Origin of the sequence: Streptomyces sp. NPDC051064 (assembly GCF_044455985.1) — a bacterium.
Classification (GTDB): Bacteria; Actinomycetota; Actinomycetes; order Streptomycetales; family Streptomycetaceae; genus Streptomyces.
Genome location: NZ_JBITFK010000009.1, coordinates 183,780 through 209,241 on the forward strand (window position 1 = coordinate 183,780; position 25,462 = coordinate 209,241).

Consider the following 25,462-nt stretch of genomic DNA (forward strand, 5'->3'; position numbering starts at 1 on the left):
GCCCGCCCGGTCCCCGCGTTCAGTGCGGCGGCATCCCGCGCTGCCTCCGGAGGTCGGCGACCCGCCGGTAGAGGTCCACCGCCTCCGTACTGCGGCCGAGCTGTTCCAGGCAGTGCGCCTCGTCGTTGCGGCCGGCGAGGGTGTCGGGGTGGTCGGCGCCCAGCACCCGTTCGCGGATCTCGGCGACCGTGCGGTAGTCGGTGAGCGCCTCGGCCCAGCGGCCGAGCCAGCCCAGCCCCACGGCCACCTCGCGGCGGCTGACCAGGGTGTCGGGGTGGTCGGGGCCCAGGGTGTGTTCCCGGATCGCGCAGACCTCGCGTGACTCGTCGAGCGCCTCCTCCCAGCGCGCCATCCGCCCCAGGTTGACGCCGAGCCCGTGCCGGGCGCGCAGCGTCTCGGGGTCGGCCGGGCCGCCGACCCGGGTGCGGTCCTCGACCAGGGCGCGGTAGAGCTCCAGCGCCTCGGCGCTGCGGCCCAGCCTGCCGAGGCTGATGCCCACCTCGTAACGCGCGGACAGGGTGTCGGGGTGGTCGGGGCCGAGCGCTGCGGCGCGGCCCTGCGCCACGTCGCGGTAGGTCTGCAGGGCCTCGGTCCAGCGGTCCAGGCGGCCGAGTGTGTACGCCACTTCGTACAACGTGACCAGGGTGTCCGGGTGCGTCGCGCCGAGCAGACGGCCGCGGGCCGCCGCAACCTCGCGGGCCATGCGGTACGAGTCCTCCAGGCGGCCGAGCCTGCTGAGGTTGAAGGCGAGATTGTGGCGGCAGCGCAGGGTGTCGGGGTGCTCCGGCCCCATGGAGCGCTCCCGCGAGGCGAGCACCGAGGCGTAGACCTGGTGGGCCTCGAAGTGGCGGCCGAGCTGGCCGAGGACGTACGCCGTCTCCTGCCGGGCCGCGAGGGTCTCGGGGTGGTCGGGGCCCAGAGTGCGTTCGCGGCCGTCGGCGACCCGGGCGAACTCCCGCAGCGCGTCGGCGGCCCGTCCGGTGCGGCTGAGGGTGAATCCGACCTCGTACCTGCTGGCGAGGGTGTCGGGGTGGTCGGGACCGAGAGCCTGTTCGCGTTCGGTGGCGACCGCTCGGTGTACCTCGCCGGCCTCCTCCCAGTGCCCCAGCCGCGCCAGGTCGAGTCCCGCGCTGTGCCGGCCGGCCAGGGTGGCGAGCAGTCCGGGCGGCGGGGTGGGGCGGCCGCCGGACTGTGGCCCCCCGGCGGGAGCATGACCGGTCCCGGTGGTCCATGCCCCGGTCAGCGCGGCCGCGTGGTCGATGGCGGCCGTGCCCGTGTACGACGCGCCGGTCGCCTTGTGACCGGTGGTCATGTCGCGCGTCCAGGAGGGCAGTCGGGGCGCGCTGCCACCGGGGTGCTGGACCGGGACGGGAGGGGCGAGCCGGACCTGTCCTGTCTCCGGCTGCTCACCGGTGCGCCCGAGTGCGATGCGCTGCCGAAGGTCGCGGGCGTCGGCCGGTCGTCCACCGGGCGTCTTGGCCAGCAGGTCCAGGACGACCCTGTCGAAGAATTTCGGGAGCTCGGCCCGGTGGGTGCGCGGCGGCTCGGGAGCGGTGTCGCGGTGCCCGACGAGCACGGCCCAGGCGTCGTCCATGTCGAACGGCGGTACGCCCGTGGCGATTTCGTACAGCACGCAGCCCAGCGAGTAGAGATCGCTGCGGTGGTCGACCTCCCCGCCGCTGATCTGCTCGGGTGACATGTAGTGCGGGGTACCCATGGCGATGCCGGTACCGGTGAGGCGCGAGCTGAAGCCGATGTCGTGGCCGAGCCTGGCGATGCCGAAGTCGCAGATCTTCACTGCACCGTCGTCGAGCCGCATGATGTTCGCGGGCTTGAGGTCGCGGTGCACGATGCCCTGCTGGTGGGTGTAGCCGAGTGCGTCGGCGACCTGGTCGGCGATGTCCACGACGTCGGCCACCGGCAGCGGGTGCTGCTTGTTGTCCTCCAGAAGCTGGCTGAGGTTGCGTCCCTCCAGGAGCTCCATGACGAGGTAGAGGACGCCGTCCGACTCACCGAAGTCGTGGACGACGGTGACCCCGCGGTGCTGGAGTGCCGCGGCCACCCGCGCCTCCCGGCGGAAGCGCTCGCGCAGTATGCGGGTGAAGGCCTGGTCGTGCTGGGGCCCCATCGGTTTCAGGCACTTGACGGCCACCTGCCGGCCCAGCGATTCGTCGCGCGCGCGCCACACCTCGCCCATGCCTCCGCGCCCGATCAGATCGAGCAGCCGGTACCGGCTCTGGATCAGCCTGGTGTCCGCCATCGCCTGTTGTCGCCCCCGTTTGCTTCGCTGCCCGCTACCGCTGCTGCGCCCTCCCCGGCCCGTCCAGTATGGCTCCCTGTCTGCGGAGTTTGTACGGGGCGGGTCGGCTCCCCGGGCCGAGTCGTGCCATCGCCTTCACAATGTGGCCGGGCGGCAGTCGCCAGCGGAGGCGGGCGGGGACGGCGCGCAGGGCGGTTCCCATGGTGCGCAGGCGGCGGTCGACCGCTGCCGGGGGCGGTGCGGCCCTGCCGTACAGCTCATGGGCGTACGCGGGCAGGGAGTCGTAGGCGAGCGCGGCCACGCGTCGCCAGAGCAGGGCGCGCGCCGGGACCAGCAGGGCGGGTACCGGCGGGTTACGCAGGAAGGCGTCGACGTCCGACGCCTCCCGGCCCGCGGCGAGTTGGGGCCTGACCTGTTCGAAGTAGGCGGCCAGGGCAGCGGTCGTGGCGGGGACGTCGGACGGATCGAGACCGACGAGACGGGCACCCTCACGCTGCTCGTCCACGTAGCGGTCGGCCTGGGCGTCGCTGAGCGGGAAGCCGGAGCGGCGTTCGACCTGGAGGTAGGAGTCGACCTCGGCGCAGTGCACCCAGAGCAGCAGCTGGGGTTCGTCGATGCCGTACACCTCGCCGGTCACCGGGTCGGTGGCCTTGAGGAGCCGATGGATCTTGCGGACGCGCGCCCCGTACTTCTCGGCGTCCCGCGTGCTGTCGTAGGTCAGGGCGCCGACGAAGTCGGCCGTACGCAGCAGACGGCCCCAGGCGTCCTGGCGGAAGTCGGAATTCTGCGTGACGCCGCGCACGGCGCGCGGGTGGAGCGCCTGGAGATGGAGGGCGCGGACACCGGCCACCCACATCATGGGGTCCCCGTGCATCTGCCAGGTGACGGAGCCGGGGCCGAACAGTCCCGGGTCTCGATCGTTCATCGGCTCGTGCCTTCCCGTTCGGCGGCGGAACCGGGCCTCTGGGCCGGGTCGTCGTGCCGGGCGCGGACGTGCCGGGAAGATCGTGACTCGTAGGATGACGTCCCGGCGCTGTTACATGCATACCGCAAGCGCGCACGTCCCGGGGAGGGGTGGGGCCGTGCCCAGGTGGGGGCTGGTGGTGGAGCAGAACCTCGGGTTCTGCCGCCAGGGCGGATGTGCAGCGGCTCCCTAGCCCGCGGCGGAGCTGCCCGGCTCCCCCGGCGAGCGAGCGGGAGGAGCCCGGAGTGCGGGAGCCCGCGCCACGGAAGGGGAAGCCCCCGGAGCCCGAACCCGGACCACCGCCCGACTGGGACGCGCGGGTGCCCGAGGTGCCGTCCGGGCTGGGCCGGGACGACCTCCCCTGACGCCGGTCAGCGCTTGACGGCCCGCAGCACCACGAACTTCGGGTCGCCCGCGACGGTGACGCAGTTGCCGAAGATCCGGCGCAGCTGGGTGTGGTAGGCGAGGTGCCGGTTGCCGACGACCCACAGCTCCCCGCCCTGGCGCAGCGCGGCACGCGCTCCGTGGAACATGTTCCGGGCCGTGGCGTCCGTGACCGCCTGGTGCGAGTGGAACGGCGGGTTGCAGAGGACCAGGTCCACGCTTGCCGGGGACATGTCCGCCATCCCGTCGCCGACCACGAACTCGGCCTTGGCGTCCGCCCCCACGTTGTCGTGGAAGGTCGCCTCGGCGGAGGCGACGGCCTGATACGACTCGTCGACGAAGGTGACCGTGGCGTCGGGGTTGGCGAGCGACGCCGACGTACCCAGGACGCCGTTTCCGCAGCCGAGGTCGACGACGCGGTCGGACCCCGTCCGCTGCGGGAGGTGCTTCAGGAAGAAGCGGGTGCCGATGTCCAGGCGTTCGGCGCAGAAGATCCCGGCGTGATTGGTGACCGTACGGCCCGAGACCGCGCCGACGTCGTCGGGCAGGTCGTAGCGGTGGGGCCAGGGGCTGGGGGTCCTGGGCAGGGACGCGTCCGGGGTGCAGAAGATGAGGCGCGCCTTCTTCACCGCGAGGGAGGTGCGCGTGGGGCCGATGATCCGCTCGAACAGCTTGAGGGTGGAGGTGTGGATCTCCTTCACCATGCCGGTGCCGATGACGACGGTCCCCGCGTGCACGGCGGGCGCGAGCCTGTGGAGCTGGTCCTCCAGGAGCGCGAGGCTCTTGGGGACCCGCACGAGCAGCAGATCGACGCGGTCCGGCGGGGTGTCGCGGACCGACAGCATGCGCACCGAGTCCGGAGCGGCGCCGTTGCGCGCGAGATTGGCCTGGGTGGCCCGCCGGGCGAGGTACGAGTCGGTGATCTGTACGGGGCTGTGCGCGGCCAGCACGGTGGCGAGAGCGCCCCAGCGGTCGCCGACGACGGCCACGGTGCCGGTCGGGCGGACCGGTTCGCTCCCCTCCGCTCCCTCCAGCCGCCGCAGCAGGTACTCGTCGGCGGCGTCCCACGCACGGAACGGGTCGCGCGGGTTCTCGGGAAAGCGGGCGAGATCGAATTCGCCCTGTGACGTCGTCAAACGGTTCATATTGCGTTCAGGCTAACCGAGTGGCGGGGAGCACTCCGCACGCTCCCCGCCCCAACGGTGTCCCACGGGTCCTAGGGGAGCCGCTTGTCCATGGCGGAGCGGCCTTCCTCGGACAGCCTGCGCTGTGCCCACTCCAGGCTCTCGGGGGTCAGATCCCGCCCGGAGGCGAGCACCAGATCCTCCGCGGTGGGCTGATCGCCGCCTCCGGTGTGCAGCAGACGGTCAGGGGTCACCCCCCGCACTTCCGGCACGGATACGGATACGGATTCGGACTCTTCGCTCATACCGCCTCCTCGTCCTTGCGGCAATTCTCGCGCCGGGGCGACATCCCCGCATCCGATGCCCCGGCACGGCCGGAAGAGGTGTCACTTGACCTGCACATGATGAATACGCAACGTTCACACGACCGGCACCGTGCGTGTGGAAGGCTCCCGACCGAGCAGTCAACGTCCGGCCATCACGACAGCGTTCCGCCACCCCGGAGAGGACACCCCACATGTCCAGTCGTCGCCGTTTCTACGCGCGTCCACTACTCGCCACAGCCGCATCGATCGTCGTTCTCACAGGCGTCGCGGCCACCGCGCCCGCCGCGACCCCCACGACCGCCGGATCGTCTTCCCCGGCCGCCACGCTCGACGACACCTACTACCAGGACGCTCTGGGCAAGACGGGCACCGCTCTCAAGAGCTCGCTGCACTCGATCATCAGCGAGCAGACCACGCTCTCCTACAGCCAGGTCTGGGACGCGCTCAAGGCGACCGACGAGGACCCCGCCAACTCCTCAAACGTGATCCTCCTCTACACGGGCCGCTCCCAGTCCAAGAGTGAGAACGGGGGCGACACCGGCGACTGGAACCGGGAGCACGTCTGGGCCAAGTCCCACGGCGACTTCGGCACCGCGACCGGCCCCGGCACCGACATCCACCACCTGCGCCCCGAGGATGTCCAGGTCAACTCCACCCGCGGCAACAAGGACTTCGACAACGGCGGCAGCGCCGTCTCCGGGGCGCCCGGCAACTACACCGACGGTGACTCCTTCGAACCGCGCGACGCGGTCAAGGGTGATGTCGCCCGGATGATCCTCTACATGGCGGTGCGGTACGAGGGCGACGACTCCTTCGCCGACCTGGAGCCGAACGACAGCGTGAGCAACGGGTCGGCCCCGAACATCGGGCGGCTCTCCGTGCTGAAGCAGTGGAGCCAGGAGGACCCGCCGGACAGTTTCGAGCAGAACCGCAACGAGGTCATATTCGACCAGTTCCAGCACAACCGGAACCCGTTCATCGACCACCCCGAGTGGGTCGAGGCCATCTGGTAGAAGGCCGGCAGGGGGCTATCGGGCTCCGCCGGCCACGTCCGGGGCCGCCGGTACGGCGGCTCCGGGCCCCTCCGGCTCCACCGCGGGCCGCCGCCCCCGCTCGATCATGCCCAGCGCCACCCCGGCGATGATGACGGCGCCGCCCACCGCCTGGGCCGGCCGGACCGACTCCCCGTTGATCACGACGGCGCCGATCACGCCGAAGACCGGTACCAGATTGAGGATGTTCACGGCGACGCTCGACGCCATCCTGCGCAGGCCGTAGTTGTAGAGCAGGAAGCCGCCGACCGAGCACGCCACGGCCAGATGGACGAGCAGCGCCGAGGCGGTGAGATCCGGCACGCGCCACTCACCCGCCTCCAGCAGGGAGGCGGCGAGGAAGCCGCCCGCACCCGCCAGGGTCTGGTAGTACGTGACGCTCAGGGCGTCCAGGCCCGCACTCGCGCGCTTGCCGAGCACGTTGTAGCCGGCCCAGGCCAGCCCGCCCAGCAGCAGGAGGACGTCTCCCGCCCACCGTGAACTCCCGCCGACCTGAGCCCCGTTGCGTACGACGAGGAAGGCGCCGACGGTGGCCAGCAGGACGCCCGCCAGGCGCGGCAGCGGCATCCGGGCACGGAGGACGACCAGTTCCAGCAGCATCGTCATCAGCGGATAGGTCGCCACGATCAGCGACGCGTCGGACGCCGTGGACAGATCGACGCCCACGTTCTCCAGGACGAAGTAGACGGTGATTCCGAGGAATCCGCTCAGGTGAAGCTGCCACCGCTGCCGCGCGTCCGGCCGTGCCGGACGACGCCGGCTCAGCCGCACCATGACGCCCAGCAGCAAAGCCGCCAGGGTGAATCTGATCGCGCCGATGCTGAGCGGCCCCACATCGTCCAGCAGTTGCTTCGTCACCGCGTACGAACTGCTCCAGAACAGCGCGGCCACCACGACCGCGACCACCGCCCGCACCCCGGGCCCTCCCTCATGCATCCGAAGTCGCCTCTCTCCCTCACCGGAGACACCGGTCCCCGAACCAACATCGGTCGATCGCGGAGGAGGCTAACAAGATCACCGATGATGTCGCTTAGAATCCGAATTACCTTCGGAAATCGGCAGAGTGAGGCGATCGTGGACGAACTAGATTCGGCGTTGGTACGGATGCTCCAGGAGGACGGTCGGCGCACCAACCGGGACATGGCCCAAGCGCTCGGCATCGCGCCTTCCACCTGTCTGGAGCGGATCCGGTCACTGCGGGAGCGCGGGATCCTGACGGGGTTTCACGCCGAGGCCGACCTCGCGGCGATCGGCCGGGGACTGGAGGCGGTCATCGCCGTACGGGTCCGCCCGCCGACGCGAGCGGTGATCGAGGCCTTCCAGGCCTTCCTGGAGCGGATGCCCGAGGTGATCTCGCTCTTCGTCCTCACCGGGAACGACGACTTCCTTGTGCACGTCGCCGTCCGGGACACCGACCATCTGCACGCGGTGGTCCTCGACAAGCTGACGAAGCGTCCGGAACTCGCCGACGTACGGACATCGGTGGTCTACGCGCACAAGCGCAAGACGGTCGTCGGGCCGATGTGAGGCTCCGCCCCCTCGCCGGGAGGGGCCGCGCCCGGCTCAGCCCGGTCCGGCCATGGCCTGCGCGCCGTGCTCGACGGCCTCCTCGCGGGTGGCGAAGCGCGGCAGGTCCTGGCCGGTCCGCTCCCGGACCAGATCCGGCGGCCCCAGCCGGTCGCCCGGGTCGACGACGGCCGCGCGCCGCCCCTCCCGGGCGAGCCGGGACAGGCCGGAGTGCAGCAGAGCGAGGGCGAGGGAATCGGCGCCGGTCACCTCCCGCAGGTCGAGCACCACCGCCCCGGCCCGCTCCGGGCCCGACTCGTCCAGCGCGTACAGCACGCGCTCGGCGGCGGTGAAATCGAGCGCCCCCTGGGCGGCGACGACGCCCACGCGCTCGTGCAGCGCCCGCTCCCGCCTGCCGGAGGGCGCCGAGGGCAGCACATCGGCGGTGGTGACCAGCGTGACGGTGGACCCGGGCAGCGCCGGGTTCCTCATGAGGTGGAGTCCGAGGCGTTCCGAGAGTTCGCCGAGCGCCGCCCGGCCGCGTACCGACGTGCCTGCCCCGTCGAGCAGCGGACTGTAGGCGGCCAGGCCGAAGCGGGCCGGTCCGGCGGCGATCAGCCCGCCGGACACACCGCTCTTGGCGGGCAGCCCGACCCTCAGCAGCCAGTCGCCGGAGCCGTCGTACATCCCGCAGGTGGCCATGACCGCGAGGACCTGCGCCGCGACCCCCGGGGAGACGACCCTCTCCCCGGTGACCGGATTGACACCGCCGTGCGCCAGGGTGGCGGCCATCACGGCGAGGTCGAGGGCGGTGGCCCGCACCGCGCACTGCCGGAAGTAGGTGTCCACCGCGGCCACCGGGTCGACGGGCAGAGTCCCCGTGCTGCGGACGAGGTAGGCGAGCGCCCGGTTGCGGTCCCCGGTCGCGGCCTCGGAGGCGTACACGTCCTCGTCGACATCCAGCTTCCGCCCGGCGAACCGGCTCAGACAGGTCAGGACGCGCTGGAAGGCGGGCGCCTCGCGGCTGTCGGGGACCAGGGCGGTGGTGACGATGGCGCCGGCGTTGACCATCGCGTTGGCCGGCCGGCCGGTGCCGGGTTCCAGGCTGATGGCGTTGAATGCCTCGCCGCTCGGTTCGGCGCCCACCCAGCGGCCCACCTCGTCGAGGCCGAGGGAGGCGAGGGCGAGGGCGTAGACGAAGGGCTTGGAGACCGACTGCAGGGTGAAGGGGGTGTCCGCCGCACCCGCGCTGTAGGCGTGCCCGTCCATGCTGACGAGGGCGAGCCCGAAGTCGTCGGGGTCGGACCCGGCCAACTCCGGGATGTAGGTGGCGCGCCGCCCTTCGCGTACGCCGGCGAAGCGTCCGTGGAGCTCGCGCAGCGCGTCCGTGACGGCCTCGGAAGCGCTCATCGGGGGCCCGCCGGATGCCGCCCGGGGCCACCGGCGGGCCGTGCGAGGAGCGGCCCCTCCGTCATCATTCCGCGTCGTCGCCGAAGATCTCGCGGAGCTTGGCCTCACGCTCCGCGTCGAGGTTGCTGTGCAGCAGCTCGGCGCCGCCACCGGGCAGCGACTCGCTGATGCGGCTGGGCACCTCGTCCATGGTGAGCAGGAACAGCGCCGAGGTCCCGGGCGTCACCCTCTCCTTGACCTCGGCGATGAACTCGTCGTCGATGCCCACGTCCGCGAGCCTTCCGCCGAGCGCACCGGCGGCGGCTCCGATGGCCGCGCCCAGCAGAGGCATCAGGAAGATGAGCCCGAAGAGCATTCCCCAGAAGGTGCCGCTCAGCGCGCCCGCGCCGACGAGGTTGATCAACTGCTTGGTCTTCGGCTTGGAACGCCCGGCCGGCCAGGTCACGACCGCGGCGTCGAGGATCTTGACCAGGCCCTCCTTCTGGAGGGACTTCAGAGCGGTCTCCACGTTCTCCGCGGCTTCGGCCGTCCGGAACTTCCACACCGTGAGCGTTGACATCGCACCTACCTCCGAAAACACAGGGGACAATTCGCCCATATTAGGATCAAAAGGTATGAATTGACTCGTCGAACGACCGCTCCGCACGAGGGGCGGCTCCAGCACCGCGGACCCCGAACCCTCCGGGAGGGAACGATGGATACGGACGCCCTGACGCCCGGCCTGCTGCAGGAACTTCGCGCGACCAGGCCCTATCCGGCTCTGTCGCTGACGATGCCGACCCACCGACGCGCGCCGGACAACGCCCAGGACGCCGTACGGCTGCGGAATCTCGTGACCGAGGCCGGCAACCGGCTGGACGCCGACCCCCGGGTGACCCACGAGGCCCGGGCAGCGGTGAAGGCGCAACTCGACCGCGCGGTGGCCGAGGTGGACCAGCGCCGCGCCCTCGACGCCCTCGTCATCCTCGCCGACACCGACGAGTACCAGATCTGGCAGCTGCCGCGCACCGCCCCCGAACGAGTGGTCCTGAGCGACAGCTACCTCACCCGCAACCTGGTCGCGGCGAAGGCGGGAGCACAGCTGTTCTGGGTCCTCACCTTGTCCGCGGAGCACGCCTCCCTGTTCTCCGGGACGAACGACGGCCTGCGGCCCGAGAAGAGGGACGGATTCCCGCTCACGGCCCCCCACGAGGAGCCCAACCCGCAGCGCGAGGAGCGGATCGGCGACACCCCGAGCACCTACAGCAGCGAGGACGCGCGCAACTTCCTGCGCACGGTCGACGAGTCGCTGCGCGCGGTCCTGGCGGCGGACCCGCGCCCGCTGTTCCTGGTCGGCCTCGCACCGGCGCTCTCCCTGCTCGACGAGGTGGGCGAGAGCGCGAAGCCGGCCGTCGGCAGGGTCGCGAAGGGGACGACCGCCGACACGACAGCCCCGGAACTGGCCAAGGAGCTGGCACCGGCACTGGCGGACTGGCGGAAGCAGGCCGCGGCGCGGATCAAGGGCAGGCTCGACAAGGCCCACAGCAGCCGCTCCTTCGCCGGCGGACTCGACGAGGTGTGGCTGGCCGTACGGGAGGGCCGGGCGGGCCTGGTCGCCGTCGAGGAGCACTTCGAGCAGACGGTCAGGGTCACCGACGGACACCTGGAGCCGGTGGGTCCTGACGTCACACCGTCGACGGACGGCCAGGTCCGGGAGGACATCGTCGACGAGCTCGTCGAGTCGGCACTGGACAAGGGGTGCGAGGTGGCCTTCGTCGCCGACGACTCCCTCGCGGACCACAACCGGCTCGCAGCGGTCCTTCGCTTCTGACCGCGTGTCCCTACGTGATGATTATGTGAATTTTGTCTAGGTTTGGCACTCCGAAGTTGATCTCGACGCGTTGATCCCATTGATCACGTCGTGCACGAAGGAGAGCCATTCATGGACCGATTCAGGCGCGCATCGGCGGCGGCCCTGCTGACAGCGGTGGCACTGGCCGGCGCGGTGGGCGGGGCCGCGGCGTCGTCCGGGGTCCCCGCCCCGCCGTCCGGGGAGCGCGCGCAGGACATGGCGGCCCGTCCGGCCCTCTCCGCCCACGCGACCGCCCGCACCGTGACGGCATGGGAGGAGTTCCGCATCCACGGCTCCGCCCGGAACGTCGGCGCCCGCACCCCGGTCACCCTTCAGCAGAAGCAGGGCAAGCGCTGGGTGTCCCTGCCCGCCACGATGAGGACCGCCCCCAGCGGCGAGTACACCCTCCGCGTGAAGCTGGGCATCAAGGGCGAGAACGCCCTCCGGATCGTCGGCGGTGGCGCTGTCTCGCCGGTCGTCCGCACGACCGTGAACTGAGCCTCCGCCTCACGCACTCCGGCCGGCCCGCGGGGAAGCGGGCCGGCCGGAGTGCGTCGCCGGGGCACACCGCCCCCGCGTTCAGCCCTCCCAGGTCCAGTCGGCCACCTCGGGCAGGTCCGTTCCGTGCTCCCGGATCCAGTCGTGGTGGCGGGTGCGTACGTCCGCCATCGCCTGCCGGACGGCGACGGCGCGGACCCCCAGACCGGGCACCCGGTCGACCACATCCATGACCAGCCGGTAGCGGTCCAGGTCGTTGCGGACCACCATGTCGAACGGCGTGGTGGTGGTCCCCTCCTCCTTGTAACCCCGGACATGCAGATGGGCGTGGCCCGCTCGCCGGTACGCGAGCCGGTGCACCAGCCAGGGATAGCCGTGGTAGGCGAAGATCACGGGCTTGTCCCGGGTGAAGAGGGAGTCGTACTCCGCGTCCGGCATCCCGTGCGGGTGCTCCTCGTGAGGCAGCAGCCGCGTCATGTCGACCACGTTGACCACACGCACGGCGAGCTCCGGGAGGTGACGCCGCAGCAGCCCGGCCGCGGCCATCGTCTCCAGCGTGGGTACGTCCCCGGCGCAGGCCAGCACGACGTCGGGCTCGCGGCTGCCGTCCTCGGTGCCGGCCCATTCCCACACCCCGGCTCCCCGGGCGCAGTGCGCCCTGGCCTCGTCGAGGGTCAGCCAGTCGAAGCCGGGCTGCTTGCCGGCGACGATCACATTGACGTAGTCGCGGCTGCGCAGCACATGGTCGGCGGTGGACAGCAGCGTGTTGGCGTCCGGCGGCAGATAGACCCGGACGACCTCAGGACTCTTGTTGAGGATGTGGTCGACGAACCCCGGGTCCTGGTGCGAGAAGCCGTTGTGGTCCTGACGCCAGACGTGCGAGGTGAGCAGGTAGTTCAGGGAGGCGATGGGCGCGCGCCAGTGCAGCCTGCGCGAGGTGCGCAGCCACTTGATGTGCTGGTTGACCATCGAGTCGACGATATGGGCGAAGGCCTCGTACGAGGAGAACAGCCCGTGCCGCCCGGTGAGGAGATATCCCTCCAGCCAGCCCTGGCAGAGGTGTTCCGAGAGCACTTCCATCACCCGGCCGTCGCGGGCCAGATGCTCGTCGGTCGGGAGGATCTCCGCCTGCCATGCCTTGCCGGTGGCTTCGTAGAGCGCGCCCAGGCGGTTGGACTCGGTCTCGTCGGGGCCCACCACACGGAAGTTCCTGCGGTCGGCGGTGGCCGCCATGACGTCTTCGAGGAGTCCGCCCAGGACCCGGGTGGGCTCGTGCACGCCGGTTCCCGGCTTGTCGACCCGCACCGCGTGGTCCTCGAGCGGAGGGAGCGGCAGATCGCGCAGGAGCAGCCCGCCGTTGGCGTACGGCGTGGAGCCGAGCCGGGCGGCGCCCTCGGGGACGCAGTCCAGGACCTGGGCGGTGGGGCGGCCCTCGGAGTCGAAGAGCTCCTCGGGCCGGTAGGAGCGCATCCACTCCTCCAGCTGGCGCAGGTGGTCGGGGTTGTCCCGGACCCCGGGCAGCGGGACCTGGTGAGCGCGCCAGGTGTTCTCGACGGGGAGGCCGTCCACCTCCTCGGGCCCTGTCCAGCCCTTGGGGGTGCGCAGCACGATCATCGGCCACCGGGGCCTCGCGGAAACGCCCTCGGCGCGGGCCGCTCGCTGGTACTCCTCGATGCGGGCCACGGCGAGATCCATGGCGGCGGCCAGCGCGCGGTGGACCGCTGCGGGCTCGTCGCCTTCGACGTAGACCGGGTCGTGGCCGTATCCACGCAGGAGCGCGTCGAGTTCGTCCTCGGGCAGCCGGGCGAGCACCGTCGGGTTCGCGATCTTGTATCCGTTGAGATGGAGGATCGGCAGGACGGCACCGTCGTGGACGGGGTCGAGGAACTTGTTCGAGTGCCAGGACGCGGCCAGCGGCCCCGTCTCCGCCTCTCCGTCCCCGACGACGCAGGCGACGAGCAGCTCCGGGTGGTCGAAGGCCGCTCCGTAGGCGTGGGTGAGCGCGTATCCCAGCTCGCCGCCCTCATGGATGGAACCCGGGGTCTCCGGGGCGACGTGGCTGGGCACACCGCCGGGGAAGGAGAACTGCTTGAACAGGGCTCCCATTCCGGCGCGGTCCCGGCTGACGTCGGGGTAGGTCTCCGAATAGCTGCCCTCCAGCCAGGAGTTGGCGAGGACGGCGGGGCCGCCGTGGCCGGGTCCCCAGACACAGAGGGCCTGCCGGTTCCGTGCCTTGACGACCCTGTTGAGATGGGTGTGGACCAGGTTCAGCCCTGGCGAGGTGCCCCAGTGGCCGAGGAGCCTCGGTTTGATGTGCTCGGGGGCCAGTGGCTCCTCGAGGAGGGGGTTGGCCATCAGGTAGATCTGGCCGACGGCGAGATAGTTGGCGGCACGCCAGTGGGCGTCGAGTGCGGCGGTCTCGGTGTCGGACAGGGTGGTTGCCCCGGCCGGTGTTCGGGCATCGGTCATCAGGCGTCTCCCTGGGGCAGGACTAGCGGGCGTCCGGGTCGGGGCCGTACCAGACGGTGGTGGCGTTGCAGAACTCGCGGATGCCGTGTCCCGCCAGCTCCCGCCCGTAGCCGGAGCGCTTCACCCCGCCGAACGGCAGCGCGGGGTGGGAGGCCGTCATGCCGTTGAAGAACACCCCGCCGGCCTCCAGGTCGCGCACGCAGCGGTCCATCTCCCCCTGGTCACGCGTCCAGACGTTGGAGCTGAGCCCGAAGGGTGTGTCGTTGGCGAGATCCACGGCCTCGTCGAGGTCCGTCACCCGGTAGAGCGTGGCGACCGGGCCGAAGGTCTCCTCGCGGTGGATGCGCATGTCCGGGGTGATCCCGGTGAGCACGGTGGGCTCGTAGAACCAGCCGCGGTCCAGCCCGTCGGGCCGGCCGCCGCCGCACAGCGCGGTGGCACCCTTGCCGAGGGCGTCCTCGACGAGCTCCTCCAGGTCGGTGCGGCCCTGTTCGCTGGAGAGGGGCCCCACGTCGGTGGACTCCTCCAGCGGGTCGCCGACGGTCAGCGCGCGCATCCCGGCGGTGAACCGCTCGGTGAAGGCGTCGTAGACGTCCGCGTGGACGATGAAGCGCTTGGCGGCGATACACGACTGGCCGTTGTTCTGGACGCGGGCGGTCACCGCGGTCCCGGCGGCCTTCTCGACGTCCGCGGAGGAAAGGACGACGTAGGGATCGCTTCCTCCGAGTTCCAGCACGGTCTTCTTCACCTCGTCGCCGGCGACGGAGGCGACCGAGCGGCCCGCCGGTTCGCTGCCGGTGAGTGTCGCCGCGGCGACCCGGGGGTCACGCAGGACGGCCTCGACGGCGCCCGAGCCGATGAGGAGCGTCTGGAAGCAGCCGGCGGGGAACCCGGCCCTGGTGAACAGGTCCTCGATGTACAGGGCGGTCTGCGGCACGTTCGATGCGTGCTTGAGGAGGCCGGTGTTGCCCGCCATGAGGGCCGGCGCGGCGAAGCGCATGACCTGCCAGAGCGGGAAGTTCCACGGCATCACAGCGAGCACGACGCCCAGCGGCCGGTGGTGCACCCGGGCGCGGGAGGCACCGGAGTCCTTGACGTCGGTCTCGTCGGGGTGCTCGTCGGCCAGCAGGCGCTCGGCGTTGGCCGCGTACCAGCGCATCGCCTTGGCGCACTTGGCGGCCTCGGCACGGGCGGCCTTGACCGGCTTGCCCATCTCGGTGGTCATGGTGCGGGCGATGTCCTGCTGGTCCTCGTCGAGGAGATCGGCGGCCCGGTTCAGCAGGCGGGCGCGCTCCGCGAAGTCCGTGGTGCGGTAGCTGCGGAACGCGCGGTGCGCGGCGGCGAGCCTGCGCTCGGTCTCCCGCTCGTCCAGCGCGTCGAATGTCCTGAGCGTCTCGCCATTCGCGGGATTGACCGTCGCGATGGGCATGGCAGTGCCTCCTTGCGTTGTTCTTCGACCGTGCCGCGCCACGCCGCAGCGCGCAACGCGACTCCTCACGCACACGTACCCGGCCGGCGCGGATCATGCGTGCCGCGGGCACACCGTCCGCGCCGGCCGGGCCGGCACCGGGCTGTTCGTCACACGAGTTCGGCCACCGGGCCGCTTTCGACCGCCGGGCTGCTCCCGGCAACCTGGCCGCCTACGTCCACAGGGCCGCTGAGGAACGTACGCCCGCCGGGGAGCGGCGTACGCGGCAGCAGTCCGGTGGTGCACGGCGTCTCGGCGTAGCGCGTGAACCACACGACCTTGCCTTCGGTGGTCCGGCAGGTGCCCCAGCTGTCGCTGAGGGCCATGACCCGGCTGAGGCCGCCGCCACCGCCGTCGAGCAGCCGGGGCATCCGGGAATCGTTGTCGGCCACGGACACCGTCAGGTGCCGGCCGCTCCAGCGGAGCTCGACGACGCAGTGGTTGTCGTCGCCGACATGTCGCTGGACGTTCGTCAGAAGCTCCTCCGCGGCCCGGCACACCGGCCGGACGTGCAGGTCGAGACTCCAGTGACGAAGGTGTGCGGCGACTATGCGCCGCAGCTGGGAAATGCGCTCTGCCGACACCTGCAGTTCGACCAGATAGTGCCGGTCGAGTGGAACGGTCATCGTCGAGGCTCCTCACCGCGAGGCTCACGTGCTTCACCCCGTTCGAACCAACGACCCCCGAACACGAAGCGTGAGCAGTAATCACTTCTGGGTCACTCATCAGGGTGACCCGAGGGGGCCGGTTGCGCAACCGAGGGAGCCGGGCACCGGACATCACGGCAGGTAGGGCAGCAGTTTGTCCGGGGTGAGGGGCAGTTCGCGCACCCGGGCGCCGGTGGCGTGACGCACGGCGTTCCCGATCGCGGCCGCGGTTCCGACGATGCCGATCTCGCCGATGCCCTTGCTGCCCATCGGGTTGAGGTGCGGGTCGTCCTCGTCGATCCAGTGCGCCTGGATGTCGGGGACGTCGGCGCAGGACGGCACGTGGTACGAGGCCAGGTCGCTCTCGGTGAAGTCCCCGAAGGCGGGGTCCATGGTGCTGCCCTCGGTGAGGGCCATGCCGAGGCCCATGACCATCCCGCCGATGAACTGGGAGCGTGCCGTACGGGAGTTGAGGATGCGTCCGGCGGCGTACACGCCGAGCAGTCTGCGCACCCGGACCTCGCCGGTGAGGGAGTCGACCGCCACCTCGGCGAAGTGGGCGCCGAAGGCGTGCCGTGCGTACGGGGATTCCTGCGCCGTCTCCTCGCCGGTGTCAGCGGTGACGGTGACGCCCTCCGGCGGGAGCGGGCCGGTGCGCCCTTCGAGCCGGCGCACCAGGGCGGTGGCCGCCTTGTGCACCGCGGAGCCCCAGGAGGCCGTGCCCGAGGAGCCGCCCGCGACGGGTGCACCGGGCAGATCGCTGTTGCCGATGTCGATCGTCACGTTCTCCTGGGGTGTGTCCAGGACCGAGGCGGCGATCTGCGCCAGGACGGTACGGGCGCCGGTGCCGATGTCGGTGGCGTTGACCCCGACGCGGTAGGAGCCGTCGTGAGCGGCCTGCGCCGAGGCTGCCGCCTTCGACACGAGTACGGGGTATGTCGCGCAGGCGACCCCCGTGCCGAGCAGCCAGGGCCCGTCCTCACGGGTGGCGGGCTGCGGGTCCCGGTCGTGCCAGCCGAAGCGCCGGGCGCCCTCACTCAGACAGGCGGCGAGGTTGCGGCTGCTGAACGGGCGCCCGCTGTCGGGCTCGGTCTGCGGTTCGTTGCGCAGCCTGAGCTCGACGGGGTCGAGGCCGAGGGCGTTCGCCAGTTCGTCCATGGCCGACTCCAGGGCGTACATCCCCGAGGCTTCCCCCGGTGCGCGCATCCAGGACGGGCTGGGCACGTCGAGTGCCGCCACCCGGTGCTCCGTGCGGCTGTGGGGCGAGGCGTACATGATGCGGGCGGGTACGGCGGCCTGCTCGACGAACTCCTTGATCCGCGAGGTGTGCGTGACGATCTCGTGGGAGACGCTGGAGAGGACGCCGTCGCGGTCGGCGCCCAGCCGGACCCGCTGCAGGGTGGGGGCCCGGTGCCCGACGATCGCCGGCATGTACCGCCGGGGCAGGGCGAGCTGGACCGGGAGACCGGTGTGGCGCGCGGCCATCGCGGCGAGGACGGCCTGGGGGCGTGGAGTGCCCTTGGAGCCGAAGCCGCCACCGACGTGTTCGGAGATGACGGTGATGCGGTCCGGGTCGAGCCCGAGGGCCGAGGCGAGGCTTTCACGGACGGCGGTCGCTCCCTGGCTGGAGTCGTGGACGGTCAGGTGTCCGTCGGCCCACCGCGCGGTGGAGGCGTGCGGCTCCATGGGGTGGTTGTGCAGCCCCCGCAGTGTGTAGGTGGCGTCGATCCGCACGGGTGCGGCGTCGAAGGCGCGCACGGCGTCGCCGCGTTCGCGAAGAGCCGGGTAGCCGCCGTTCGCCTCCTCCGGGGTGTAGAGGCCCGGGTGGTCCCCGGTGAGGACGACATCGTGCCCGGTGGAGGCGTATTCGACGTGCACGGCCTCCGAGCCGGCCCGCGCGGATTCCAGGCTCTCCGCCAGGACGAGGGCGACGGGCCAGCCCCGGTGCGGCACCCGGTCGTCCTGGAGCACGGCGAGGATCGGGTCGTCGGGCTCCTTCAGCCGCGGCGCGTTGTCCTGGGTCAGGACGGTGTGCACCCCCGGCACCGCGAGCGCGTCGGCGGTACGGATCGCGGTGACGCGCCCGCTCGCGACGGTGGCGGGGACGATCCAGCCGTACAGACAGCCCGGAGCGGTGTGCTCCGCGGCATAAAGTGCGGTGCCGGTGACCTTGTCCCGGCCCTCGCGGCGGACTACGGGCGCGCCCAGCGCCCGGGGGGAGTCGCTCATGACGGAAGTCCTCGGTTCGTGGGGGTGTGCGGGGCGACGGCGGGTCAGCCGGCCGCGGCCTCGGTGGTGAGTTCGGCCAGGGTGCCGACGGCCAGCCGGCGGGCCAGGTCCACCTTGAAACCGTTGTCGCGCAGGGGTCTGGCCGCCGCGAGTTCGGCGTCCACCGCGCGCGTGAAGGTGTCCTCGTTCGCGGGGGCCCCGCGCAGCATGTCCTCGGCCACCCGGGCACGCCACGGCCGGTGCGCGAGCCCGCCGAAGGCGAGCGAGGCATGGTCGACGCGGCCGTCGCGCACACTCAGCACGGCCGCGAGGGAGGCCAGGGCGAAGGCGTACGAGGCGCGGTCCCGGGCCTTGCGGTACAGGGAGACGGCGCCGGCGGGAGGTGGCGGCAGCACCACTTCGGTGATCAGCTCCCCCGGGCGGATCACGGTGTCCTGGTCCGGGTTGTCGCCGGGCAGCCGGTGGAAGTCGGTCACGGGCACGGTCCGCTCTCCCTCGGGTCCGTGCAGCAGGACGGCGGCGTCGAGGGCGGCGAGGGCGACCGCCATGTCCGAGGGGTTGGTGGCGACGCAGTCCTGCGAGTGACCCAGCACCGCGAGATCGCGGTGTGCTCCCTCCCGGGCCGGGCACCCGGAGCCGGGTGTCCGTTTGTTGCAGGGCTTGGTGACGTCCTGGAAGTACGGGCACCGGGTGCGCTGGAGCAGGTTCCCGCCGGTGGTGGCGGTGTTGCGGAGCTGCCCGGACGCACCGGCCAGCAGGGCCTGCGACAGGGCGGGATAGCCGCTCCGTACGTCGGGGTGGGCGGCGAGGTCGCTGTTGCGCACGGTCGCGCCGATCCGGAGACCGCCGTCGTCCGTCCGCGTCACCCGGTCCAGCGGCAGCCGGCTGACGTCGACGAGCAGGCCCGGCGACTCCACCCCGAGTTTCATCAGGTCGACGAGGTTGGTTCCGCCGCCGAGGAACCGTGCGCCGGGGTGTCCGGCGCCCGCCCGGACGGCTTCGGTCACGGTGGCGGGGCGCAGATAGGCGAAGGGTTTCACGGGGCCACGTCCTTGATCGCCTCGACGATGTGGGGGTAGGCGCCGCACCGGCAGAGGTTGCCGCTCATCCGCTCGCGGATCTCGTCCGCGTCGAGCGAGGCCGGTCCCCCGGCGGCGAGCGCCGGCCGCGGGGTGGCGTGGGAGGGGAAGCCGTCCTCGGCCTCCTGAAGCATGCCGGCCGCCGAGCAGATCTGCCCCGGGGTGCAGTAGCCGCACTGGAGCGCGTCCCTCTCCAGGAAGGCCGCCTGCAGGGGATGCAGCCGGTCGCCATCGGCCAGCCCTTCGACGGTGGTGATGTGGGTGTCCTCCTGGGCGACGGCCAGCAGGAGACAGCTGTTGGCGCGCCGGCCGTCGACGAGCACCGTGCAGGCTCCGCACTGGCCGTGGTCGCAGCCCTTCTTCGCGCCCATGAGTCCGAGGTGCTCCCTCAGGGTGTCCAGCAGGGTGGTGCGGTGATCGAGCGTCAGCGTCCGTGCCGTGCCGTTGACGTGCAGGGTGAAGGTGGAACAGTCGTCGGGTGTCGGCACCTGCGCCGCATCCGCGTCGACGGTCCCCGGGGTGGCATTCATGTACGCGTTACCTTCCGGGTTCGGTTCGTGCGGGCGTCACGCGGGACGGTGGCTCTCCAGACGCAGGCGGATCTCCTGCTCCTGGTCGCCGGCCGCTGTTCCTACGAGCTGGACGGTGAACGAGTCCGCCAGCCGCTTGCGGAGCTGGTCGACCGCCCAGTAGCCGCCCTGCGCCTCGACCATCACGGGCTCGGAGAGCCGCGCGGGTCCGGGGCCGGCCTTCGTCTCGGTGACGTCGACGGTCGCCGTCCACACGGTGGGGCGCGTGTCCGACTCGTCCTCCGGGGCGTCGCCCGCCGGACGGTCGGAGACGAAGGAACGGCGCAGCACGTCGAACACGGTGCGCGCGTCCTCCTTCGGGCAGCCGGTCACCGCCACCACGACATCGCCGCTCTCCTGGTGTTCCTGTGTCTGTTCCTGCGTGCTGTTCACCCTGGGTTCCTTTCACTGGGAGCGCTGTGAGCGCTGCTCGGCGGCCTCACGCTGGGGGCCGACCGTGTGTACGGGGTCCTCGGCGGAGGCGATTCCCGCCGCGAAGACCCCGAAGCGTGTGCAGGCCGAGCCCGCGAGCAGCGCGAGGCCCGCGGCTGCGGCGACGGGGCGGCTGCGGTGTCCGAGCAGGAGGGCCGCCGCCGCGCCGGCCGCGGTCAGCCCGCGTGCCGCGCGCATCAGCGTCCCGGCACGGCCCTCACGGCAGGTCACCGCGACGGTGCCGAGACGGTGTTCCATGGCCCGGCTCGCGGCGCCGTCGGCGACGGCCGCGAGTACGGAGGCGTACCGGGCCGGGGCGTTCTCGTGGACGGGCCCGGCGACCAGGGCCATTCCGGCCGCCGCGGCGGTGGCCGACGCCGCGAAGAGATAGGGGAGCTCGCGGTGTGCACCGTGCCAGGCCGGTACGGCGGTGTCGGCGGCCAGGACCGCGGTGTACGTCGCCAGGACGGGCCCCAGGACAGCGGCGGCCGCGGTGGCCGCCGCACCGGTCCTGGGCAGCCGGTCGGTGACCGCGGTGAGGGCGGCCGCACCCGCGGCCGGTCCGTAGCCGGAGAGCAGCCAGGAGCCCATGCTCATCGGGGAGGTCGGCTTGAAGACGCGGAACATGTAGGGGAACCGCGACGGGCGGCCCAGGTCGTGGACGAGCGCCGCCGCGGAGAGGCTGACGGCCGCGAGGGAGGACACTTTCAGGGCCTTGGCGGTGGTGCCACGGCCGGTCAGCTGGGCTCCGGCGGCGACCACGGAACCGGCCCCCGCCAGTCCGCCGAGGAAGAAGTATCCGGCGATGTCCCGGGCGGACCACGACGGTGCTTTGATGACGGGCCTGCCGTAGTAGGAGACGGGCTCGGCACGGCCTGCCTTCCTGCTGGGCGTGCTGCTGGTCATGTCCGGCCGCTCCTTCGGGTGAGTACGGGAAGGGCGAACGAGAGGGCGGCGCCCGTGGCCAGCGACAGTGCGGCGATGCCCGCGTGACGCCACATGGCCGGCAGGTCCCGGGTGGTGACCACGGGGTCCGGGGGCAGGCCGTACACCTCGGGCTCGTCCATGAGGAGGAAGAACGCCCCGTCTCCCCCGACCCCGTTGTCCGGTTCATGGCCGTACAGCCGTGCCTCGGTCACCCCGGCCCCGTGCAGCTGCTCCACCCGAAGCGCGGCGCGTTCCCGCAGTTCGTCCAGCGGGCCGAACTGGATGGACTCGGTGGGGCAGGCCTTGGCGCAGGCCGGCTCCTGCCCGGCGCCGAGACGGTCGTAGCACATGGTGCACTTGAACGCCCGGCCGTCCGCGGGGCGTTGCTCGATCACGCCGTAGGGGCAGGCGGGCACGCAGTAGCCGCAGCCGTTGCAGATGTCCTCCTGGACGACGACCGTGCCGAACTCCGTGCGGAACAGCGATCCGGTCGGGCAGACGTCCAGGCACGCGGCGTGGGTGCAGTGCTTGCAGACGTCCGAGGACATCAGCCACCGGACGCCGGAGGCGTCCTCCGGCTGCCCGGGGCCCGGCTCGACGAGCGGCAGTTCCGTACGTCCGGCGGGCACGGGCTGTTCGATGAAGGCGACGTGGCGCCAGGTGGAGGCGCCCAGGCCGCCGGTGTTGTCGTACGACATACCGGTCAGCGAGAGCCCGTCCTCGGGGAGGGTGTTCCACTCCTTGCAGGCGACCTCGCACGCCTTGCAGCCGATGCAGACGGAGGTGTCGGTGAAGAACCCCACGCGCGGCGGGGCGTTCTCGTGTCCGGCGTCGCCCGCCGGGTCGGGCTCGGGCCCGCTGAAGAGGTTGTTCCTCACGGCGTCTCCTGCGTTCCGGTGGTCTCCGTGATCCCGGCCCGGCGGCGGTACTCCGCGACGAGTTCGGGCAGTGCGGGTCCCCTGGGCCTGCGTCCGGGCCGGATGTCGGCGGTGAGCGCCTTGTCCTCCTGGATCAGGGCGTTGGGGTCGAGCGCGATGGCCACCAGTTCGTTGGCCGCGTCGCCGGTGGAGATGCCGTTGGGGCCCCAGTGGAAGGGCAGGCCGATCTGGTGCACGGTCCGGCCCCTGACGGTCAGGGGCGTGATCCGGCGGGTCACCATGACGCGGGCCTCGACGGCGTTGCGCGCCGTGACGATCGTGGCCCAGCCGCCGTGCTCCAGCCCTCTCTCCGAGGCGAGCAGCGGCGACACCTCGCAGAAGAACTCCGGCTGCAGCTCGGACAGATAGGGCGACCAGCGGCTCATCCCGCCCGCCGTGAAGTGTTCGGTGAGGCGGTGGGTGGTGACGACGTACGGATACACGTCCGCGCCCGGCTCGTCGCCGCTGGGGTGGTAGCGGTTGCCCTCACGGGGGTGCAGCTGCCTGACCGGCGAGCGGGAGCGCGAGGGGTGGAGCGCGTTGGTGAAGGGCGAGTCCTGCGGTTCGTAGTGCGTGGGCAGCGGGCCGTCCTCCAGGCCGGCGGGGGCGTAGAGCCAGCCCTTGCCGTCGGCCTGCATGATGAACGGGTCGTCGCCGCGGAGCGCGTCGGGCCCCTCGGCGCCGGGAGGAGGTACGTGTCCGGGGGCACGGTCCGGGACGAAGTCCGGGACGTCGTGCCCGGTCCACCGGCCTTCGACGTCGTCCCACCAGACGTAGGCCTTGCGGTCGCTCCACGGGCTGCCGTCGGGGGCCGCCGAGGCCCGGTTGTAGAGGATGCGCCGGTTGGCGGGCCAGGCCCAGGCCCATTCGGCCGCCACCCAGTCCTGTTCCGTGTGGGGCTTGCGGCGGGCGGCCTGGTTGACTCCGTCCGCGTACACCCCGCAGTAGATCCAGCACCCGCACCGGGTCGAACCGTCGTCCTTGAGCTCGGTGTAGGCGGAGAGCGGGGCGCCGTCCGGGCCGTGCCCGTTGATCTCGGCCAGGACCGCCGCCGACACCGGTTCGTCGAGCGGCCCGTCGACGGGGTAGTCCCAGGTCAGGTCCTGGACGGCCCTGTCCATCGGATCGGTGGACGCCGCGAGCCGCTCCTTGACGCGCCGGCCCAGGTGGTACATGAACCAGAGGTCGCTGCGCGCGTCGCCCTCGGGCTCGACGGCCGCGTGGTGCCACTGGAGCCACCGGTTGGTGTTGGTGAAGGAGCCGGACTTCTCGGTGTGCGCGGCCGCCGGGAAGAAGAAGACCTCGGTGCCGATCTCCCCGGTGGTCATCTCCCCGGTCTCGGTCTCCGGGCCGTCCTGCCACCAGGTCGCGGACTCGATGAGCGAGAAGTCGCGGACGACCAGCCATTCGAGCTGGGCCATGCCGAGCCGCTGCAGCCGTGTGTTGGCTGACCCGACGGCAGGGTTCTCCCCCATGAGGAAGTAGCCCTTGCACTCCCCCGCCAGTTGCGCCATCACCGTCTCGTACGTGCCGTGGGAGCCGGTGAGGCGGGGCAGGTGGTCGAAGCAGAAGTCGTTCTCGGCCGTCGCCGCGTCGCCGTAGTAGGCCTTGAGCAGGCTGACGAAGTAGGCGCGCATGTTGCCCCAGAAGCCCTTGTCGGTGCGGCTCGCCCGGATGAACGCGTCGAGGTTCTCGTGGGCGTGGGCGTGCGGCATCGGCAGATAGCCCGGCAGCAGGTTGAAGAGGGTCGGGATGTCGCTGGAGCCCTGGATCGACGCGTGTCCGCGCAGGGCCTGGATGCCGCCTCCGGGCCGCCCGACGTTGCCGAGGAGCAGCTGGAGGACGCTCGCCGCGCGGATGCACTGGGCGCCGGTGGTGTGCTGGGTCCAGCCGACGGCGTACGCGAAGGCGGTGGTCCGCTCCCGTCCGGAGTTGGAGGTCAGCGCGTCGCAGACCTCCAGGAAGACCTCGCGCTTCACCCCGGTGATCTCCTCGACCATCTCGGGGGTGTAGCGGGCGTAGTGACGCTTGAGGATCTGGTAGACACAGCGGGGGTCCTGAAGGGTTTCGTCGCGCGGCGGCCACGCGCCCGCCTGCGCGCCTCCCGACCCGTGGGTCTCGGACTCCGCCGCGGCGTGGACCCGTTCGTGCGCGTCGTCGTCTCCCGCGCGCTCCCCGTACTGCTCGTCCACGTCCCCGGAGGGCGCCTGCACCTCGGTGTCCCGGTACTGCCAGGTGCGGGGGTCGTAGTGGCCCCGCTCCTCGTCCAGGCCGGAGAAGACGCCGTCGAGGTCCTCGGTGTCCCTGAAGTCGTCGCCGACCAGCGTGGCGGCGTTGGTGTAGTTGAGGACGTACTCCCGGAAGTCCTTCTCCTCGCTGAGGACGTGGTTGATGATGCCGCCGAGGAACGCGATGTCGCTGCCGGCCCGGATGGGCACGAAAAGGTCGGAGAGTGCGCTCGTGCGGGTGAAGCGCGGGTCCACATGGATGATCCGGGCGCCGCGCGCCTTCGCCTCCATCACCCACTGGAAGCCGACCGGGTGGGCCTCGGCGAAGTTCGACCCCTGGATGATGATGCAGTCCGCGTGCTGGAGGTCCTGCATGAAGGTGGTCGCTCCGCCCCGGCCGAACGAGGTGCCGAGGCCTGACACGGTGGAGCTGTGGCAGACCCGCGCCTGGTTCTCCACCTGCACGATGCCGAGCCCGGTGAAGAGCTTCTTGATCAGGTAGTTCTCTTCGTTGTCCAGGGTGGCGCCGCCGAGGCTGGCGATGCCCAGGGTGCGTGCCGTACGGAGTCCTTCGTGCTCCCACTGCCAGGTCCTGCGCCGGGTCTCGACGACACGGTCCGCGACCATGTCCATCGCCGTCTCCAGGTCGAGCGGCTCCCAGTCGGCTGCGTACGGGCGCCGGTACAGCACCTGGTGGCGGCGGGCCGGGCCGGTGGTGAGCTGGAGCGTCGAGGAGCCCTTGGGACACAGCCTGCCGCGACTGACAGGTGAGTCCGGATCGCCCTCGATCTGGACGACGCGGTCGTCCTTGACGTACACCTGCTGGCCGCAGCCCACGGCGCAGTACGGGCAGACGGACTTGACGACGCGGTCCGCCGTGGCCGTGCGGGGCCGGGCCTCTTCCGTCTCCCGCGACACCACCGCCCGTCCTCTGCCCAGAGGATCACCGCCGGTCAGCTGCCGGAACACGGGCCAGCGGCCGAGCGGGTTACCTGCTCCCATCGCATTTCCTCCAGCGGTCCGGGGACTGACTCCAGGCTCACCCCACGGCTCCGTGTCGGCGACACGAGCGGTGTTCCGACGGGCAGGGCCGCGAAAGATCTCGTACCCGGTGTGCGGCGGGGAAACGTGACCGCCCGCCC

The 25,462-nt window shown here is 71.7% G+C and carries 21 protein-coding genes; 4 read left to right on the forward strand and 17 right to left on the reverse strand.

The window, feature by feature from the left end; all coding sequences use genetic code 11:
- Positions 1 to 19 precede the first annotated feature (19 nt).
- From ACIBCU_RS29670 to ACIBCU_RS29685, 4 genes are all read right to left on the reverse strand, one after another.
- Positions 20 to 2,260, reverse strand: a complete 2,241-nt coding sequence (locus tag ACIBCU_RS29670) for a tetratricopeptide repeat protein (RefSeq protein WP_399235185.1) — start codon at positions 2,258 to 2,260, stop codon at positions 20 to 22.
- A 34-nt stretch (positions 2,261 to 2,294) separates the two neighbouring features.
- A complete protein-coding gene (locus ACIBCU_RS29675) occupies positions 2,295 to 3,185 on the reverse strand; it encodes an oxygenase MpaB family protein (RefSeq protein ID WP_362942094.1) in 891 nt (296 codons plus the stop codon).
- A 410-nt stretch (positions 3,186 to 3,595) separates the two neighbouring features.
- The gene (locus ACIBCU_RS29680) at positions 3,596 to 4,753 is read right to left on the reverse strand and encodes a methyltransferase (RefSeq protein WP_399235187.1); all 1,158 of its coding nucleotides are present in this window, start codon (positions 4,751 to 4,753) and stop codon (positions 3,596 to 3,598) included.
- Positions 4,754 to 4,824: 71 nt separating this feature from the next.
- Positions 4,825 to 5,037 carry a hypothetical protein gene (locus ACIBCU_RS29685; RefSeq protein WP_362942088.1) on the reverse strand — a complete coding sequence of 71 codons (213 nt, stop codon included), beginning with the start codon at positions 5,035 to 5,037 and terminating at the stop codon, positions 4,825 to 4,827.
- Positions 5,038 to 5,249: 212 nt separating this feature from the next.
- Between ACIBCU_RS29685 and ACIBCU_RS29690 the strand changes: the two genes are divergently transcribed.
- Entirely contained in the window at positions 5,250 to 6,071 is an 822-nt protein-coding gene (locus ACIBCU_RS29690; protein ID WP_362942085.1) for an endonuclease, read from the forward strand.
- 15 nt (positions 6,072 to 6,086) lie between these two features.
- On the opposite strand, the gene ACIBCU_RS29695 is transcribed toward ACIBCU_RS29690, so the two are convergent.
- Complete coding sequence (locus tag ACIBCU_RS29695) at positions 6,087 to 7,046, reverse strand: DMT family transporter (RefSeq protein WP_362942082.1); 960 nt, start codon at positions 7,044 to 7,046, stop codon at positions 6,087 to 6,089.
- Positions 7,047 to 7,184: 138 nt separating this feature from the next.
- Between ACIBCU_RS29695 and ACIBCU_RS29700 the strand changes: the two genes are divergently transcribed.
- Entirely contained in the window at positions 7,185 to 7,637 is a 453-nt protein-coding gene (locus tag ACIBCU_RS29700) for an Lrp/AsnC family transcriptional regulator (protein WP_356707269.1), read from the forward strand.
- A gap of 36 nt (positions 7,638 to 7,673) precedes the next feature.
- On the opposite strand, the gene glsA is transcribed toward ACIBCU_RS29700, so the two are convergent.
- Entirely contained in the window at positions 7,674 to 9,026 is a 1,353-nt protein-coding gene (gene glsA, locus ACIBCU_RS29705) for a glutaminase A (RefSeq protein ID WP_399235191.1), read from the reverse strand.
- Between the two features lie 64 nt (positions 9,027 to 9,090).
- The gene (locus ACIBCU_RS29710) at positions 9,091 to 9,585 is read right to left on the reverse strand and encodes a DUF1269 domain-containing protein (protein WP_362942076.1); all 495 of its coding nucleotides are present in this window, start codon (positions 9,583 to 9,585) and stop codon (positions 9,091 to 9,093) included.
- 135 nt (positions 9,586 to 9,720) lie between these two features.
- Between ACIBCU_RS29710 and ACIBCU_RS29715 the strand changes: the two genes are divergently transcribed.
- Positions 9,721 to 10,836, forward strand: coding sequence for a chemotaxis protein (locus ACIBCU_RS29715; protein WP_399235194.1), 1,116 nt, complete (start codon positions 9,721 to 9,723; stop codon positions 10,834 to 10,836).
- Between the two features lie 111 nt (positions 10,837 to 10,947).
- Positions 10,948 to 11,355, forward strand: a complete 408-nt coding sequence (locus tag ACIBCU_RS29720; RefSeq protein ID WP_362942070.1) for a hypothetical protein — start codon at positions 10,948 to 10,950, stop codon at positions 11,353 to 11,355.
- Positions 11,356 to 11,436: 81 nt separating this feature from the next.
- Here ACIBCU_RS29720 and ACIBCU_RS29725 read toward each other — a convergent pair whose 3' ends face one another.
- From ACIBCU_RS29725 to fdh, 10 genes are all read right to left on the reverse strand, one after another.
- Positions 11,437 to 13,824 (reverse strand): phosphoketolase family protein, encoded by a 2,388-nt coding sequence (locus ACIBCU_RS29725; protein ID WP_362942067.1) that lies wholly within the window; start codon positions 13,822 to 13,824, stop codon positions 11,437 to 11,439.
- 22 nt (positions 13,825 to 13,846) lie between these two features.
- The gene (locus tag ACIBCU_RS29730) at positions 13,847 to 15,253 is read right to left on the reverse strand and encodes an NADP-dependent succinic semialdehyde dehydrogenase (RefSeq protein ID WP_362942065.1); all 1,407 of its coding nucleotides are present in this window, start codon (positions 15,251 to 15,253) and stop codon (positions 13,847 to 13,849) included.
- Between the two features lie 149 nt (positions 15,254 to 15,402).
- Complete coding sequence (locus ACIBCU_RS29735) at positions 15,403 to 15,918, reverse strand: ATP-binding protein (RefSeq protein ID WP_362942062.1); 516 nt, start codon at positions 15,916 to 15,918, stop codon at positions 15,403 to 15,405.
- Positions 15,919 to 16,071: 153 nt separating this feature from the next.
- Positions 16,072 to 18,168, reverse strand: a complete 2,097-nt coding sequence (locus ACIBCU_RS29740) for a xanthine dehydrogenase family protein molybdopterin-binding subunit (protein WP_399235197.1) — start codon at positions 18,166 to 18,168, stop codon at positions 16,072 to 16,074.
- A gap of 44 nt (positions 18,169 to 18,212) precedes the next feature.
- Positions 18,213 to 19,208 (reverse strand): FAD binding domain-containing protein, encoded by a 996-nt coding sequence (locus tag ACIBCU_RS29745; RefSeq protein WP_399235198.1) that lies wholly within the window; start codon positions 19,206 to 19,208, stop codon positions 18,213 to 18,215.
- The gene (locus tag ACIBCU_RS29750) at positions 19,205 to 19,777 is read right to left on the reverse strand and encodes a 2Fe-2S iron-sulfur cluster-binding protein (protein WP_362942053.1); all 573 of its coding nucleotides are present in this window, start codon (positions 19,775 to 19,777) and stop codon (positions 19,205 to 19,207) included. The genes ACIBCU_RS29745 and ACIBCU_RS29750 overlap by 4 nt, the downstream gene beginning before the upstream one ends.
- Positions 19,778 to 19,813: 36 nt before the next feature.
- Positions 19,814 to 20,209, reverse strand: coding sequence for a hypothetical protein (locus ACIBCU_RS29755; RefSeq protein ID WP_362942050.1), 396 nt, complete (start codon positions 20,207 to 20,209; stop codon positions 19,814 to 19,816).
- A 12-nt stretch (positions 20,210 to 20,221) separates the two neighbouring features.
- Positions 20,222 to 21,154 carry an NrfD/PsrC family molybdoenzyme membrane anchor subunit gene (gene nrfD, locus ACIBCU_RS29760; RefSeq protein WP_399235201.1) on the reverse strand — a complete coding sequence of 311 codons (933 nt, stop codon included), beginning with the start codon at positions 21,152 to 21,154 and terminating at the stop codon, positions 20,222 to 20,224.
- Positions 21,151 to 22,053: a 4Fe-4S dicluster domain-containing protein gene (locus ACIBCU_RS29765; protein ID WP_362931942.1), complete on the reverse strand. Its 903-nt coding sequence runs from the start codon at positions 22,051 to 22,053 to the stop codon at positions 21,151 to 21,153. The genes nrfD and ACIBCU_RS29765 overlap by 4 nt, the downstream gene beginning before the upstream one ends.
- Positions 22,050 to 25,322 (reverse strand): formate dehydrogenase, encoded by a 3,273-nt coding sequence (gene fdh, locus ACIBCU_RS29770; protein ID WP_399235203.1) that lies wholly within the window; start codon positions 25,320 to 25,322, stop codon positions 22,050 to 22,052. The genes ACIBCU_RS29765 and fdh overlap by 4 nt, the downstream gene beginning before the upstream one ends.
- Positions 25,323 to 25,462: the final 140 nt, after the last annotated feature.